General features: G+C 29.4%; 15 protein-coding genes and 1 tRNA gene. 3 read left to right on the top strand and 13 right to left on the bottom strand.

The annotated features are described in order from the left end of the window. Positions 1-170 precede the first annotated feature (170 nt). The 10 genes from hsdR to R4K56_RS04195 all read right to left on the bottom strand — a co-directional run bounded on the left by hsdR (position 171) and on the right by R4K56_RS04195 (position 12,196). Positions 171-2,525 carry an EcoAI/FtnUII family type I restriction enzme subunit R gene (gene hsdR, locus R4K56_RS04150; RefSeq protein WP_335771937.1) on the bottom strand — a complete coding sequence of 785 codons (2,355 nt, stop codon included), beginning with the start codon at positions 2,523-2,525 and terminating at the stop codon, positions 171-173. 178 nt (positions 2,526-2,703) lie between these two features. After that, positions 2,704-4,806 (bottom strand): 6-bladed beta-propeller, encoded by a 2,103-nt coding sequence (locus tag R4K56_RS04155; RefSeq protein WP_335771938.1) that lies wholly within the window; start codon positions 4,804-4,806, stop codon positions 2,704-2,706. 50 nt (positions 4,807-4,856) lie between these two features. Further along, positions 4,857-4,929 (bottom strand) — tRNA-Thr (locus tag R4K56_RS04160). Positions 4,930-5,001: 72 nt separating this feature from the next. Next, positions 5,002-5,742, bottom strand: coding sequence for a lytic transglycosylase domain-containing protein (locus R4K56_RS04165; protein ID WP_335771939.1), 741 nt, complete (start codon positions 5,740-5,742; stop codon positions 5,002-5,004). Between the two features lie 24 nt (positions 5,743-5,766). After that, entirely contained in the window at positions 5,767-6,219 is a 453-nt protein-coding gene (locus R4K56_RS04170; RefSeq protein ID WP_297297529.1) for a flagellar FliJ family protein, read from the bottom strand. A gap of 36 nt (positions 6,220-6,255) precedes the next feature. Next, positions 6,256-7,713, bottom strand: a complete 1,458-nt coding sequence (locus R4K56_RS04175; protein WP_335757947.1) for a FliI/YscN family ATPase — start codon at positions 7,711-7,713, stop codon at positions 6,256-6,258. A 40-nt stretch (positions 7,714-7,753) separates the two neighbouring features. Beyond that, entirely contained in the window at positions 7,754-8,656 is a 903-nt protein-coding gene (gene fliH / locus R4K56_RS04180; protein ID WP_297297525.1) for a flagellar assembly protein FliH, read from the bottom strand. A 41-nt stretch (positions 8,657-8,697) separates the two neighbouring features. Continuing rightward, on the bottom strand, positions 8,698-9,729 hold the full coding sequence (fliG, locus tag R4K56_RS04185; protein WP_297297523.1) for a flagellar motor switch protein FliG: 1,032 nt from the start codon (positions 9,727-9,729) through the stop codon (positions 8,698-8,700). 49 nt (positions 9,730-9,778) lie between these two features. Continuing rightward, entirely contained in the window at positions 9,779-11,482 is a 1,704-nt protein-coding gene (gene fliF, locus R4K56_RS04190) for a flagellar basal-body MS-ring/collar protein FliF (protein ID WP_297297521.1), read from the bottom strand. 234 nt (positions 11,483-11,716) lie between these two features. Further along, on the bottom strand, positions 11,717-12,196 hold the full coding sequence (locus tag R4K56_RS04195) for a CinA family protein (protein WP_335757945.1): 480 nt from the start codon (positions 12,194-12,196) through the stop codon (positions 11,717-11,719). Between the two features lie 236 nt (positions 12,197-12,432). Here R4K56_RS04195 and R4K56_RS04200 point away from each other — a divergent pair, with 236 nt between their 5' ends. Further along, positions 12,433-13,089, top strand: coding sequence for a tetratricopeptide repeat protein (locus tag R4K56_RS04200; RefSeq protein ID WP_335757944.1), 657 nt, complete (start codon positions 12,433-12,435; stop codon positions 13,087-13,089). Between the two features lie 21 nt (positions 13,090-13,110). Here the strand turns inward: R4K56_RS04200 and miaA are convergent, their stop codons facing one another. Genes miaA through gmk form a run of 3 tightly spaced genes read right to left on the bottom strand, consistent with a single transcriptional unit; the run spans position 13,111 to position 15,030 of the window. Next, a complete protein-coding gene (gene miaA, locus R4K56_RS04205) occupies positions 13,111-14,037 on the bottom strand; it encodes a tRNA (adenosine(37)-N6)-dimethylallyltransferase MiaA (protein ID WP_335757943.1) in 927 nt (308 codons plus the stop codon). A gap of 5 nt (positions 14,038-14,042) precedes the next feature. Then, positions 14,043-14,453 (bottom strand): DNA-directed RNA polymerase subunit omega, encoded by a 411-nt coding sequence (locus R4K56_RS04210; protein ID WP_297297514.1) that lies wholly within the window; start codon positions 14,451-14,453, stop codon positions 14,043-14,045. Between the two features lie 25 nt (positions 14,454-14,478). Then, complete coding sequence (gmk, locus tag R4K56_RS04215; protein ID WP_335771940.1) at positions 14,479-15,030, bottom strand: guanylate kinase; 552 nt, start codon at positions 15,028-15,030, stop codon at positions 14,479-14,481. A 222-nt stretch (positions 15,031-15,252) separates the two neighbouring features. Here gmk and gltX point away from each other — a divergent pair, with 222 nt between their 5' ends. Beyond that, positions 15,253-16,698: a glutamate--tRNA ligase gene (gene gltX / locus R4K56_RS04220; RefSeq protein WP_335771941.1), complete on the top strand. Its 1,446-nt coding sequence runs from the start codon at positions 15,253-15,255 to the stop codon at positions 16,696-16,698. Between the two features lie 18 nt (positions 16,699-16,716). Beyond that, complete coding sequence (locus R4K56_RS04225; protein ID WP_297297508.1) at positions 16,717-17,109, top strand: response regulator; 393 nt, start codon at positions 16,717-16,719, stop codon at positions 17,107-17,109. Positions 17,110-17,409: the final 300 nt, after the last annotated feature.

Genomic DNA, 17,409 nt, shown 5'->3' on the forward strand with positions numbered 1-17,409 from the left:
CTTTTTCCCGCCGCAAAAAGAACCAAAAAGTGCAAGTAAAAAAATACTAAATTATATTAATTAACATATATTCTAAATATAGCCTTTAGCAAAGCGTATCAGAGCTTGTCAAGTATATAGCTTATCACCGATGCGGCTTAGCCTGTGTCAACAGTTGTTTATATATATATTTATGCCATATAAATTTCTTTTTGTAAATCCTTAACTGCCTTATTATAATTTTCTTTTCCGCCGAATAATGAAAATATTTTAACAGCAGAACCAAATCTAGTAAATGGGCTATTTAATAATATGCTTCTGTCTGTAATATCATTTATACTATTATCCATATATTTTTCAAGTAAAGCGTTTATCACTTCTCTTGCTACTCCTTCATACTTATCTAAATAACCTCTTTTTTTAACATTCTTAATTCTTTCACTTTTTGTAAGAGGCTTTTTATCATAAGCAAGATGACATATTAAATCAAAATCATCTATATTTTCATCAATATGTTCATACTCTCTCAATGCTTCCAAAAATACTCCTCTTTTTGATAATTCCTCCAAAATTACATATTTTCTTTTATCACTATTCCAATCATGAAGAAAATTGTCAAGTGTAGCATATTCTCCAAGTATATTCTTTTTTGTATAATCTATCAAACTTTCTGTTATAATTTTTCCATCATTACCCAAATACTGCACCCTTTCACTTAATATTTCAACTTCAACACCTTTTACTACTATCTTTTGTCTTTTTTGTTTTTCTTCTTTCTCATTATCATTAATTGATATTTCTCCGTCATTAGTATCTTCTTCTGTATTAACATTTTCTCCAGCATTATCAATATTATCATCTTCTTTTTTCAAATATTCCTCATGAATACTTAATGGCCCACCATCAAAATCAGGATCAGCAAATAATCTGCTTACATTCTTAAAATCCATTATAGTAAAATATTTCTTACCGTAATCTTCTTTTATACGGGTTCCGCGTCCTATGATTTGTTTAAACTCTGTCATAGAATTAATATTATTATTCAACACTATAAGTTTGCAAGTTTTGCAGTCTACTCCGGTAGTTAAAAGTTTTGAAGTAGTAACTATAACAGGATATACGCTGTCAACTGCTATAAAAGAATCAAGCTGTTTCTTTCCTTCGCTGTCATCGCCTGTAATACGCATTATATATCTGCTGTCTTCTTTTACCAAATTAGTTTTATTATTATTTTTGCAATATTCAGCATGCTCATTAATTAAAGCTCTTCTCATACGGTCTGCATGTTCTATATCATCACAGAATACTATAGTTTTAGCAAATCTGTCATTTTCTTCTATATATTCTATTATGCGTTTAGCTATTTCAATATCTCTTTCTTCAATTACAATGTTTTTATCAAAGTCTTTTATATTATATTCTCTATCTTCTATTTCATTTCCCTCAATATCTGTTTGACCTTTATAAGGACGCCAGCCTTCCAAATCTGTATTAAGACCGACCCTTATAACTTTAAATGGTGCAAGAAATCCGTCTTCTATTCCTTGTTTCAAACTATAAGTATAAATAGGCTCTCCAAAATAAGAAATACTTGAAACATCTTTGGTTTCTTTAGGAGTGGCTGTCATACCTATTTGAACAGCACTAGAAAAATATTCTAAAATTCTTCTCCATAATGAATCATCTTTAGCAGAGCCTCTATGACACTCATCAACTATAATCAAATCGAAAAAATCTTTACTAAACTCTCTGAATATTTCTTTATCTTCATTTGTTATTAATTGCTGATAGAGAGATAAATAAACTTCATAAGAACTATCCATTTTTTTATTTTCAATTTTAGTCATTACCTTTTTAAATGGTTTAAAATCCTGACTCATAGTCTGATCAATCAATATATTTCTATCTGCTAAAAATAATATTTTTTTTGCCAAATTAGCTTCCCTAAATCTATGAATTATTTGAAAAGCAGTATAAGTTTTTCCTGTACCTGTTGCCATTACAAGAAGCATTCTTTTTTTACCTTCAGATGCTGCTTTAACAGTTCTATTTATTGCTATTCTTTGATAATATCTTGGACTATTCGCTCCCTGTCTGTAATAATAAGGTGTTGTAATTATTCTTTCTTTTTCAGTATCTATATTAGCATCTTGTTTATATCTATTCCATAATGCTTCAGGACTAGGAAAATCATATAAAGAAATTTCTCTCTCTTCACCAGTTAACATATTATGTTCCAAAAATCCAGAACCATTTGAGCTATATACAAAAGGTAAATCAAGCATTTCAGCGTAATTAATACCCTGCTGAATTCCATCTCCCAAAGTATGTTTATCGCTTTTAGCTTCAATTATAGCCAATGGTATATTTGACTTATAAGATAATAAATAATCTGCTCTTTTTGGTTTATCTCTTACAACATCTTTACCTTTCAATATAAAACGTCCGTCGGTAAATGCATACTCATAATTTATCTGATTATCTTTCCAGCCTGAGTTTTTAATTGCCGGTGTTATTATTTTCTGTTTTACATCTTCTTCTGTCATATTACAGACTCCAAAACAAATATTATTTACATTATATAATAGAATATAATTTTTACCATATTTTTTTATATTACAATTCTAAAACATACATATTAAACTACTTTATAACATAAAATAAATGCAATAAAAAAGGCTTCTCATAATACTATGAAAAGCCTCTTTTTATTATAAACTTTTATTATGGTATCACATATCCCACTTCTTCTTCACCATACATATCTCTATACTGAACCCTAACATTCAAAGCTCTGAATTGTCCAGACTGAGAAAGATTTTTAAAGCTGTTATAATATATAAAATATCTTCCAAAATTAATATCTTTAATTCTCTGTAGCTCCTGAGAATAATTTATAGATAAATCAGCATTTATAGTATATCCATAAGTATTCTTTGTCATTAAATCTAAGAAATAATTAGATTTATCTGGTCCTATATAAACATGGTTTATAGAAACCGCATTATTCTTAGCAAAACTTGAAAGATCACTAAAATTCATCATATCAAATACTCTATCATCAGGATTGCTCACAGTAAAGTGTATAATAGCAGTTTTCTTAAAGCTGTTTCCTGCAAGCCTTATAGCCTCATAATAAGCATCATCTAAAGCAGATATTCCGCCTGTAAAATGGAAGTTATTAGCATTTTCAAGTATTCTTAAATTTCTAGCATCATAATTATCAGCCTTATAAACTTGATCATTATAATGTATAACTAAAACTTCATCATTATTTGTTAAACTCATAGTGAAATTACTAATTTCTTCTTTAATTCTATTTTCATAAGGTTTAACAGCAGCACTATCTTCTATTAAATACACAAATCTATATTCATGTAATTCTGGAGCATCATAAAAACCAACTTTATGATCAACAGCAGAATTTTCTTTCACAAAGAAGTTATCAGCAGTAAGCCCAACCACAGGATTTGCTGCTCTGTCTCTAACTGTAACAGATGCTACAACAACAGGGAATTTATTCAAATATTGTCTGTCTACAAATACATCTAAGTTAGCATAATATTCTTCTTTTCTTGTATAAACATCAATTCTTCCAGACATAAAATCAGTAAGATATATAGAACCATTAGGTCCCTCAGCAACTGAAGTAGGAGTTGCAGTATATCTTTCAGAATTATTGAATACAGTAAAAGTATCCGCATTTATATCATAATAGAAAACTTTATTTCCATCAGCAACATAAATATTGCCGTCATTAGCAAATGATAAACCTCTAGGCTCATTGAATAATTCATGTTTAATAGTTCTTATATAATTACCATTTAAATCAAATTGCTGTATTCTTTTGTTGCCCATATCAGCAATATACACATAATTACTATTAACAACTATACCAGCAGGAGAAAAGAATTCACCCTCATTCTCTCCAAGTCTTCCAAAATTATATAAGAAATTTCCATCAACATCAAATACAACTACTCTATTGTTTCCAGTATCTGATACATATAAATTTCCGTCATTGTCAACAAATACTGCGGAAGGTCCTAATAATTGACCATCTCCAACACCTGATACACCTATATTAGTAATATAATTTCCATTAGCATTATATTTGAATATTTTATCTTTTTTAGTATTTGCTATATATATATTACCATTATTATCTATAGTAAATCCTCTAGGATTTTCTAATCTTTCATAAGGATAAACTTTAGCTACAAATTGTAATACTTTTTTCCACCAGCTTGTATGATCAATTTCTAATCTTTTACCATGAGATATTTTGCTTAGCATATTGCCGTTAATATCAAATCTCTTTAAAGATGAATCACTATAATCCAATACATATAAAGTACCGTCACTCATTACTTTTACTTGTATAGGCTGATTAATATTTTTTAAGAAATTAGCATTAGTAGAAAAAGCCTTCAAATAAATAAAATTACTGAAAACATCTTTCTTTTCTTCTACAGCATTAGCAGAATCATATTTATTGATTTTAGAAACAATAATAGGATCTTCATAACCCATTCTAGCAATGTTAAGCCATTCATTAACAGCTAAAGACATATATCCTGCTTTATATAAAGACTTACTATACCAATATCTTATAAACTTATCAGTAGGATTTGTATTAAGAGAGTTTCTAAAACTAGCTATTGCAGCATCATAACGTTCTTGATTATAATAATGCACCCCTCTTAATAATTCTCTATAAGAATCATAAGTTTCTGTGTTTACATAATATGGAGTTTTATCGAAAGTGTATGAAAGCGACATAGTCATTAAAAACAATACTATAATCGCTAGAAGTTTTATTCTCATAAATCCTCTTTATAGTGTGTGATATTTTTTGGTTTATAATAATGAAGAAAAGCCCACTATCGGGATTGAACCGATGACCCTCACCTTACCATGGTGATGCTCTACCTGCTGAGCTAAGTGGGCAATTTTTCAAAATATTATAAAATTACAGAATAAAAAAGTCAAGCAAACAACATATAATTTATTATGTTAACTTTACTTTATATATCCTATAATATTTTTAACATAATTTTTTGTCTCTTCAATATTTGGAATTCTCTGTAATTTATCTACCAAATTAGGCCCTGCATTATAAGCTGATAAAGATAAATCAAGTCTTCCATCATATCTATTTAACATCTGTGATAAATATTTGCTTCCAGCCATAATGTTAGTATATGGATCTTTAAGCATTTCTTTATCTGTAATACCTAAACCCTCTCCTGTTTTAGGCATTATCTGCATCAAACCAATAGCACCTTTATGACTAACTGCAGTAGGTACATAATTTGATTCTTGTTTTATAACAGCCTTAATCAAATTCTCTGGTAAAGAATATTTTTCAGCTGCTTCTTTAATTATATCATCATACTTAGTAGGGAATTCAGTTGCTGAAGCTTTTTTGTAAGCATTAATAGCTTTAGCAAAATTATTTGTACTGTCATCATAAACTCCAAAAGATATTTTCCCTTTGAAAGCATCTGAAGAAGTATCCCCGCTAATTACTTTACCATTATCTAATTTTTTATTACTTTCATTAATTATAGAACCATCTAAACCAAGTTCATTTACTTTATTATCTTTAGTGCTATTATCCATACTAGACATAGCTTCATTTAAATGTTCAGCAAAAGGTTTTGTAGGAAGCGGAGTATTAATAGGAGAAAAACCTAATTTATTAAAAGTATCCTGAATCTCTCCTATTCTAGCATGTATTCTTTGTATAGATTCTATCATAAATAATACCCTCTTATAATATTATCAATATTCATAAGCATCACTAGCAACATACTCTTTTTTCCACTCATCTAGTTTAGCTTGTTCTTCTTTATTCATTAATTTTTTATATTCTAATAATTTCTTCTCTTTTAAAATCTCAACCGCTCTTCTCTGCTTTGAAGCTTCCTGTAAAATCTCCTGTCTTTTCCTAAGCTCCACACTAATTACTGCCATATTATCTTCATGAATAGCTATTTGGGAATTCAAAGCTGTTATATACTCTCCCAAATAAATACTCATATTAAGCATTTCTTCACTGTCTTCCATACTATCAACAATTCTTATTCCATCACTGATTTTCAAAAGACAATTTTCTTTTCCGTCACGTTCCTTATTATATTCAGCAGAAACTTCAGCTACTTCAGCTTGTCTTTGCTTCTCTATATTTTTTCTAAGTTTATATAGAGGCTCTAATTTAAAATCAAATTTCTTCATAATATTACCAACAATCTTTTATTATCTTCAGTATTTCTACAATATAACAACATCATTATTAGCATATTCTACATTGTCGGAAATATTTGTTCTATCATCTGCTTTTTTTACATCTCCGCTGTTTACTAAATCTTCTTCTATTTCTTCTTGTGAGTAGAACATAGATAGAAGTGCTTCTTTACTGTCAGCAAAACTTGAAACCTCATATACATCTTGCTGTAAATATCTATCCATCATAGGCTTATAATCAATGGCTCTGTCTACTTCAGGCATACTTCCTTTAGCATAACCGCCTATCATTATAAGTTCTTTAGCCTCATTATAATCTGCACTCATTCTTAAAAATTCTCTGGCTGCTTTCTTATGCATATTAGAAACTATTTCATTCATAATCCTAGATATACTTTTATTTACATCTATAGCAGGGAAATGTCCTCTATTAGCCAACTCCCTAGATAAAACTATGTGTCCGTCTAATATACCTCTAACAGCATCTGTAATTGGTTCGTCTAAATCATCACCTTCAACCAATACATTATAAAATGCTGTAATACTTCCCTTACTTGAAGTACCAGTTCTTTCCAAAAGTTTAGCAAGCTCAGAAAATACGCTAGGTGTATAACCTCTAGTTGTAGGAGGCTCACCTCTTGAAAGTCCTATTTCTCTTTGTGCTAAGGCAAAACGTGTTACAGAGTCAACCATAAACATAACATTCTTGCCTTTATCTCTAAAGTATTCAGCTATTGTAGTAGCAGTATATGCAGCACGCACTCTCAAAAGCGGAGCATCATCACTTGTAGCTACAACTAATATACTTCTTTTTAAACCTTCTTCTCCAAGGTCTCTTTCTATAAAATCTCTTACTTCCCTTCTTCTTTCACCAATCAACGCTATAACATTGACATCAGCATTAGTATTTCTAGCTATCATAGATAAAAGTGTAGATTTACCAACACCTGTACCGCTCATTATAGCCATACGCTGACCTTTACCAACAGTTAGAAGTCCGTCTATAGCTCTAACCCCTGTTTGTATATGGCTTTTTATTCTAGGTCTATTCATAGGGTTTACTGCATTATGAGAAACTGGAATTGGAGTTTCATAAAAATTATGTCCGCCTCCTGCTAAAGGTTTTCCTCTAGCATCTAATACGGTACCCAATATCTCATCACAGCACATAACGGATAATGGTCTTTCAAAAGAATAAACCATATTTCCAAAAGTTATTCCATTAACTGGTCCAAAAGTAGCTAAAAGAACATCTTGATTTCTAAAACCTATGGCCTCTGCATCCAAGTATGTATCATCATTCATATAGATACGGCACATATCGCCAAGTCTGCAAAATGGTCCTTCACTAATAACTAATGAACCTATAACTTCTTTAACTTTTCCATAAGATTTTAATAAAGCAACATCATCAACAACTTTTTTGTATTTTTCAAATGTTTTCTTTACTTCTTTATCAAAATCTATATTTTCATCTTTTACCATTTATACAACCCTATAATCAATTAATATAAAAAACTAAATATTAAAAACCTTTAATAGGTTCAACTTCTTTAATAGCAGTTTCTATTTCATTTAATTGTGTATTTATTCTAGCATCAATATCACCAAAGTCAGTTTCTATCATACAACCGCCAACATCAACATTAGGGTCTTCTAATACTGTTACACCTTCAATTTTATCTAACATTTGATAAAATTCATCTTTATGTCTTGCAGAAACTTCCAAATCATCAATATTAACTCTGATTGTAATTTTTGTTCTGCCTTTAATTCTCCTTAAAGCTTCCTGTATATTTCTTATAACTATACCTTTATCTCTTTCTGTAAGCATTTTTACTACACGTTTAGCTATAAGTACAGCAACTTCAATAACTTGTGCTTCAGCTGCATCTATTATTTCATTTCTTTTATTAATAGTTTCAGCTAAGATTTTTTTCATCTTTTCTGTTAATTTAATCAAATCATTATTACTGTCAGAAAAAGATTTTTCAAAACCTTCATCATAACCTTTTGCATATCCTTCTTTATAAGCTGCATCTTTTATGGATTCTGATTCGCTTTGTATTCTTTCTTTTTCTGCATTAGCATCTTGTATTATTCTTGAAGCATCAACTTTAGCCTGCTCTGAAATAACATGTGCTTCATTTTGTTTTGATTTAAATATCTCAAAGGCTTGTGTTTTAGCATCTTCAATGATTCTGTCTGCCTCATCAACAGCCTTTCTTCTCATATCTCTTAAATCTTCTTCCCATTGAGCTCTAAGTCCTGCAATCTCAGCTTCTATTTCTTCAATGGAAGGTCCTTTATATTCTTCTTGTGATTCCTCATACTCTAATTCTTCCTGTGATTTATGATGAGGTACCGCAATATTAACTTTTTGAGTAAGCTCTACAATACTTCTGGATTTAAAAACCTTTTCTGGCATAATTAAAAACTCCCTAATTAATAATCAAAATATAATTAACATCAAACAACCATTTCGTCTTCACCAGCACGAGCAACAACGATATCACCTTGTTCTTCAAGTTTACGTATGATATTAACGATTTTTTGCTGAGCTTCTTCAACGTCTTTAAGACGAACAGGTCCCATAAAGTCCATATCCTCTTTAAGTAATGCAGCAGCACGTTTGGACATGTTTCTATAAACTTTATCTTGAGCATCTGTATCAACACTTTTAAGTGCTTTAGCCAAATCGCTTGAGTCAACTTCACGAAGTACTTTCTGTATAGCTCTGTCATCAAGTAAAACAATATCTTCGAATACAAACATACGTTTCTTGATTTCTTCTGCAAGTTCTGGATCGTCTTCCTCCAAGCTCTCAATAATACTTTTCTCTGTAGATCTATCAACACTGTTAATAATTTCTACTATAGAATCTATACCGCCGGCAGAAGTAAAGTCTTCACTAGCAAGAGTAGAAAGTTTTCTTTCAAGTACCCTTTCAACCTCTCTTAAAACTTCTGGAGATGTTCTGTCCATTATAGCAATACGTTTAGCTACATCCGGCTGAATCTCTGTAGGCAAAGCACCCAATATACTAGCAGCTTTCTGAGCTTCCAAATAAGCCAAAATAAGTGCTATAGTTTGAGGGTGTTCCCCTTGTATGAAGTTTAACAAATGAGCTGGGTCTGTACGACGTATAAAATCAAATGGTCTAACCTGTAATGAAGATGTTAACCTATTGATTATATCACTAGCTTTCTGACTACCAACGGATCTCTCAAGCAAGTCTCTAGCATAATCTATACCACCTTGAGTTATAAAATCCTGAGCTATCATCATCTCTTGGAATTCTCTGAATACTGCATCCTTATCAGCAGCTTCTATATTTTCAAGTCTAGCAATATCAAATGTTATTTGCTCTATCTCTTCTTCCCTCAAGTGTTTAAATATCTCACTAGATGTTTCCATACCAAGTGATACTAGAAATATAGCAACTTTTTGACGACCGCTTAAAACACGTTGCTTTTTCTCTTTTTCTTTATCTGCAGGCATAATTTTTCTCCTAATTTTTTATTTTATAACTCAATTTTATTTACCTTAATTAACTCTTGTCATCAGCCATCCAAGTACGCAACAACTGTGCAACATCGTCTGGTCTTTCATGACTTACACGTATAACTTCGTCCATAAGTTTCTTACGTGCAGCATCCTCTAAACTCATTTCGTTTATAGGCTCTTCATTAGCATTCATCATAGCTTGTCTACGCATTTCCATTTGCTTACGTTCAAGCTCTTCTTCTCTAAGTCTGCGTCTTCTAGCAAGCTCTTTCTGTATAGCTCTGATTATCAATGCTAATACGAATAATATAAGTAAAGAAATCATTGTTATTATTAATGTTTTCTTTATAAATCTATCACGCATAAGTTTAGCATCTTCAGCGTTGAATCTATCCCAATGGTCAAACTGAATATGAGTTACACTTACTTGGTCACCTCTTTTCAAATCATAACCTATAGCTGCTTGTACCAATGCTGTAACATTCTTTATTTCTTCTGTTGTTACTGGGTGGTATTCTCTAACATAACTGCTGCCATTAGTTATAACTGGATCACCATTAACATCATATACTTTTGTCCATCTACCATCTAAAGCAACTGCAGCAGATATCTTTCCTATTTGATAACTTCCTTTCTTTATAGCTTCATATCTTTTGCTTAATTCATAGTTGTCTTGTGAATCAGTTTTTGTATATGTCTGCCATCTGTCGCTTTTATCTTTATATCCTGGAGGTACATTTTCTTCAGCTCCTGCAGCACCTTGAGGTATAAATTGCTGTCCTTTCCAGTCCTCTGTTACTGTACGAGTTGATACCTGAACCTTATTAGTAAACTGACTGTCATCATAAGGTGTTGTAGGATCATCTTCTTTTAAGATTATAGGAAGTACTAAATTATTAGTTATACTAACATCGTCCCAAATTAATTCTAATGCTATTGTTGTTTCTACTCTGTTTGTATAGATTCTTCCTAATGTTTGTCTTATTTTATTTTCTATATTTTTTCTTTCTCTATCAACAATCTTTAATTCTTCCTGAGCTACTTTTAATTTTAAATTAGCTGCCTCATCTGTAAAATCAGTTAATACATATCCAGTACTATCTGTAATTGTTACAAATTCTGGTTTTAATTTATCAACACCCATTGCTATTAATTGCTGTAAGCCTCTAACAGTTTTAGGATCTCTTAAAACTTCCTCTTTGAAAGGCTGAGCTTTAATAACTACTGATGCTGTAACTGGAGAATCAATATCTGTTAAATATTCTTTTTTAGGGAATGCTAAATCAACTGTTGCTTCTTGAACAAAATCTAATTTAGTTAAAAGCTGAGTAATAGCTTTTGTTAAAGATCTTCTTTTGTTTATATCAAGTTCAACATCTGTTATACCAATACGAGGTGCATCGAATAATTCCCAACCATCAACACCAGTTGGCATTCTTCCCTCTTTTACTAATTCCAATTCTGCTCTAGCTTTATCATTTTGACTGTTAAGTGTGATAAAACCATTTCTATATTGGTATTTAATGTTATTAGCATCTAAAACTGCTATAACATTTCTAGCATCTTCTTGAGTCAATGCCTGCTGAAACAATAATGTTCCTGTTTTTCTTGAAGTAAGAACTATTGTTGCAACTATTGCCCCAAGACCTACTACTAAAATTCCTATTAACACTGCTTTTTGCAATGTTGTAGTCTTAGATAAAATATTTTTTACTTGACTTGTCAATTTATTTATAAAGTCCTGCATTAGAAACCACCTAATAAAAGTTATCTTTAGAATTTATCGGTTATAGTTATGTTTACTTTATAAAAAAATTATGTTTCGTTTAATTTATAAGTTTACATAATAATTTTATTTTAATGAATATTAGTTTACATAATTGTTTTTGTCAACAAGTAAACATAATATTTTTTGAATTTATATTGGACTTTTTAGATTTTTTTGATAAATTGCAACTTTATATATAAAACTCGGTATAACTCAGCATTTCTTTATGAAATTTTCAACCAAATTCAAAGAAAATAGCACGCTCTGCTCTCTTACTTCATTTCTGTCGCCAGAAAATATATTTTTATAAGCTTTAGTATAACCTTCAGCAGATATACATATCCAAACTAAACCAACTGGTTTATCTTCTGTTCCGCCTGATGGGCCTGCTATACCGCTTATAGAGATAGCAATATCACTATTCATTATTTTTCTGCTGTTTTCTGCCATTTCTATAACGCATTCTTCACTAACTGCCCCATATTTTTCCAATGTTTCTTCTCTTACATTTATCATTTTATGTTTAATTTCATTGGAATAAGTTACAAAAGAGCCTTCAAAACATTCTGATGAACCTGAAACTGATGTTATATGTGCTGCAAATAATCCGCCTGTACATGATTCGGCTGATGTTATTTTTAATCCTCTTTGTATCAATAATTCAACAACTTCTTTAGCTTTATCATAATTCATAATAAATCCTTAATTTTAAGTATATATAATAAACATAATAAAAAATAAAAAATAAAATTTATTTAATTAAAAAAATATTATCACCAAATACATAAATAAAATGTTTTAATTTTATAAATATTAAAAGCTATTTGTAAAAATTGTGAGCATCTGGTAAATTTATTTGACAGAGCCTTTGTTGTAGGCACGCATAGCAACTAAACAATTTTTATTAGTAGTAATAAGAACTAAAAATTATGGATAATGTAAATAACAACATAGAAGAATTAATAAAAGAAATAGAAAATTCAGATAATAATAACAATATTTGCAATAAAGCTTTAAAAGAAATTAAAAATATATTTAAAAATTTCAATGAAAATGATGCTGATAATTTCCTAAAATTATGCTCAATTACAGTTGATAAGCTCTTTTATTTACAACGTTATAGTGATATTCTTTACATAAAAGAAAATATTTTTAATATAAAAGACAAATTTTCAAATATAAACGACATTTTATTTTTGTATCCGTCAGCAATAAGCAATTTAATGCTTGGATTTAATGATAAAGCTATAAAAGAATTAGAAGAATTGATAAATAATTATGATATAGAAAGCTCTCAAATAGCTCCATTACAAAATTTTTTAGCTGAAGCGTATTTAAGAGAAAAGAAATACAAAGAAGCCGTAAATTATTATGAAAAATTTATACATTTGAATGTTACTAATGCTATGATGTGGAATGATTATGGTTATGCTTTAGAACACATTGGAAGAAAAGAAGACGCTAAAAACGCTTATTCTAAATCTTTAGAATTGGATCCGTCATTTATATTTGCAAAAAGAAATTTAAAAAGACTAAGTCCAAAAGAAAATTTATTTAAAAAAATATTTTCATCTTTTAAATTATGAATTATAGATTTTTATAAATATTTAATTGATATTATAAAAAGATTTTATTTCTTCAGCAACTTTTTCCAAATCATTTTCGTTTATTCTTCTGTGTTCCTCACGTCTGAACCAAGTTAACTGTCTTTTAGCAAAATTTCTAGTACGCTTTTTGATAAGTTCAATAGTTTCTTCTAAAGTCATAGAATTATTAACTAAATAATCATATACTTCTTTATAGCCTATAGCCTGCATAGAAGTATAACTATTATCAACTCCAAGTTCTATAACTCTTTTTACCTCATCAAGCAAGCCTTTTTCAAACATTATGTCAACTCTTTTATTAATATTATCATAAAGAACATCTCTATCAATATCAATAATATAGCTTAAATACTCTAAATCAACCACAGGTTTTCTTTGTTTTTTTAATTCTGAAAACTTCTTACCGGTATTGTAATAAACTTCTAATGCCCTTACAACACGTCTTGCATTGAATCTATCTAAATTTTCCGCTGCTTCTTTATCAACATTCAAAAGCTCTGAATATAAGCTTTCAAGTCCGTATTTATCTATTCTATCATAAAGTTCTTTTCTTATAGCTTCAGAATTTTCTTTATTATCATTTTCTTCATCAAAAATGCCGTATTTTATTGCATCTATATAAAAACCTGTACCCCCTACCCCAAATATTGGAATATTATCTGTATTTTCAATGACATTTTTAAATATATCAAGATAATCTTTTATATTAAAATTGGTTGTAGGTTCAAGTATATCAACCATTTTGTAATTATATTTATTGATTTCTTCTTTGGAGGGTTTTGCTGAGCCTATATCCATATATCTATAAACTTGAATTGAGTCTATAGATATTATGGCGGCTTTATTGAAATAATTATCTATTAGTTTATGTACAAAGCTACTTTTTCCTGATGCAGTTGCACCAGATATAAATACTATTTTTTTCACTTTAATTATTCATCTTTTTTCTTAGAAGCTCTTTTCTTCTTTTTTGGCTTTTCATCATCTTCTTCATCTTCAAAATCATCATCTGAATCGTCCATATCAGAAGCAGAATACTCAGGAACAGCTTCTTCTTCTACTACTTCTTCTTCTGTTGCATATTCAGTTTCATCATAAGATGTTTCAGAATGTTTAAAAGGTGCTTCTTCATCTATAGTCATATCAACACCTTCTTCATATTCATACTTAATTTTTCCGTCAAGTATATTTTTCATAACAGTAGGTATATATTTTCCGCCTCTGTATTTAGTTTCACCTTTAAGAAGTGCATTTCCATTTTTAGCTAATTCTATCATGGCTCTGCTAAGCTCATAACGATTGCCTTTATATTCTATAAGTTTTTCTAACGGTATTATACCCATATATTAAACTCCATATAGTTGATTTTTATAATTTAGAATTTATAGCTTCTTCAAGTTTTTTATAAGCTTCATCAATATCATCATTTTCTATGATAATATCAAATTTATCTTTATATTCTAATTCTCTTTTGGCATTCCATAATCTAAGTTTGATACTTTCTTCTGTTTCAGTGCCTCTGCCTTCAAGCCTTTTCTTTAAAATTTCCATAGAAGGAGGTGTTATAAATATATAATTAGCATCTATTCCTTTTTCTTTTATATATAAAGCACCTTGAATATCTATATCAAGTATCAAAATCTTTTCTTCATCATCTGCTTTTTCTAATTCTCTGAAAGATGTACCATAATAATTATCATGAACAGATGCCCATTCTATAAAATCTCCGTCATTTATCATCTGTTCAAATTTTTCTTTATCTATAAAATAATAGTCTTTTCCATCAACTTCATTTGGTCTTTGAGTCCTAGTAGTATAAGAAACGCTGAAGGTTGCGTTTGGATGATTAGATAAATATTTTTTAATTAATGTAGTTTTTCCTGCAGCTGATGGGGCTGTAATAACAACAATATTGCTCATAGTACACCAAATATAGAATTAGCATATAATATAACATATATAAAAAAATATTTCAAGCTATAATATATAAAAAATATCCACTATAAAAATAATATTAGTATTTTATATCACTGAATAAACATTTTATTAAAAAATTTATTTTTGCATAAAACTATTATATAATTGATATTTATTTGTTTTGATGTATAATAAGGCAAGTTTTTAAATCAAGGAGTAAGTTTTATGTCGGATATTAGAGTTCGTTTCGCTCCATCTCCAACAGGCTTTTTACATATAGGAAATGCTAGAACTGCATTATTTAATTGGTTATATGCCAAAGCTATAAAAGGAAAATTAATTCTAAGAATAGAAGATACAGACCAAGAAAGAAGCACTAAAGAAGCTGTTGATATGGCTATCAAATCATTAAAATGGCTAGGTATTGATTGGGACGAAGGTCCTGAAGTTGGCGGAGATTATGGTCCGTACTTCCAATCTGAAAGACTTGACATATATAAAAAATATACTGAAAAACTTATGGAAGAAGGAAAAGCATATTATTGTTTTTGTACTTCTGAAGAATTAGAAAAAAAATCTAATATGCAAAGAACACTTAACCAGCCTATAGTATATGACGGTAAGTGTAAGGATATACCATTAGAAGAAGCTAAAAGAAGAGTTGCTAATGGCGAACCTGCAAAAATAAGATTCAAAGTACCTAAAGGTCAAATTATTACTTTTGACGACTTCGTTAGAGGAGTTGTAAAAACTAATAGTGATGAAATTGGGGATATAATTATAGTTAGAGAAAATGGTTTCCCTACTTATAACTATGCTGTTGTTATAGATGATATGCTTATGAAAATTTCACATGTTATCAGAGGCGAAGATCATATATCAAATACTCCAAAACAAATACTTATATATGAAGCATTAGGTGCTGAATCTCCTAGATTTGCACATACTTCTTCAATATTAGGTAATGACAGAAAGAAATTATCAAAAAGACATGGTGCAGCTACTTTAATGGAATATAAAGATGAAGGATTCCTTCCTCAAGCTATGAGAAACTTCTTAGCTTTACTTGGTTGGACTCACCCAGAAGCTATGGAAACTATGGTTGATGATGATATGATTAAAGCATTCAAATTAGACCGTTTCTCTAAAAGCCCTGCTATTTTTGATACTGCTAAATTAAGACACTTAAATGCTTGGCATATTAAAAATACTGATTTAGATGAAATAACTGATTTATTCATACCATATTTAGTTAAAGGCGGCTTCTTAAAAGAAAATTACACAGAAGAAGAACATGCTTGGGCTAAAAAGCTTGTTTCTGTTATAAGACATAACTGTGTTGTTTTATCTGATATCGTTAAATATGTACCTGTATTCTTTGAAAATGACTTTGAACTCACTGATGAGATGAAAGAACTCGTAAACAAAGAAGAAAGCAAAAAATTACTTAAATTCATCAAAGAGGATATAGAAAATACCGAAGAAATAACTGATGAATATATGAAAGCATTAATCAAAAAAGCACAAAAAGAAACTGGATTAAAAGGTCCTAATCTATATCACCCAATACGTTATGTATTAACTGGAAGTGCTGCTGGAAGCGAACTATCTCATATATGCGAACTTCTAGGTAAAAAAAATGTTCTCTATAGATTATCTAAATACATTTAATATATTAGGGATTTAAGTATGATAAACGGTAAACCTTTGATACTTGCTGTAGATGATGAAGAACCTATTAGGGATCTTCTAACATACACCTTTGAGCCTCATAATCTTGAAGTTGTTACAGCAGAAAATGGTAAATCTGCAATAACTATATTGGAGCATAATCCTGTTGATGTTATTATTACAGATTTGCTTATGCCATCTATGACTGGACTTGCTTTGATCAGAGAAATGAAAAAAAGAAAAAGTTCTATACCTATCATAATAATAACTGCTTATGGTAATACAGAGATGGTTAAAGAAATTATTGCTGAAGGAGTATTCAGACTTATCGAAAAACCATTAGATTTTGATGTATTAGTGCCAATAGTACAAGAAGCAATAGAATACAAAAAAAATCATGAAAATAAATAATTAAAGATTTAATTATATAAAATGCTTGGGTTTAATAAAAAACTTAAGCCTTTTATTTTTTATTTATATACATTTTGCTGCATAAAAATCTATGAGTTAGTTTATGGTATAATATTATAATATTTCAAAGTATTATAAAAAATATTGACATAATAAAATATAAATATATAATGGCTTTATGTATAATTTATTTTACTTAAAAAACAGTCCAAGCTCCAAGCTCCAAGCTACAATATAAAATATAATATATAATAAAAAATAAAAAATAAAAAATAAAAAATAAAAAAAATATAAAATATA

Source organism: Brachyspira pulli (assembly GCF_036997785.1).
GTDB lineage: Bacteria > Spirochaetota > Brachyspiria > Brachyspirales > Brachyspiraceae > Brachyspira > Brachyspira pulli.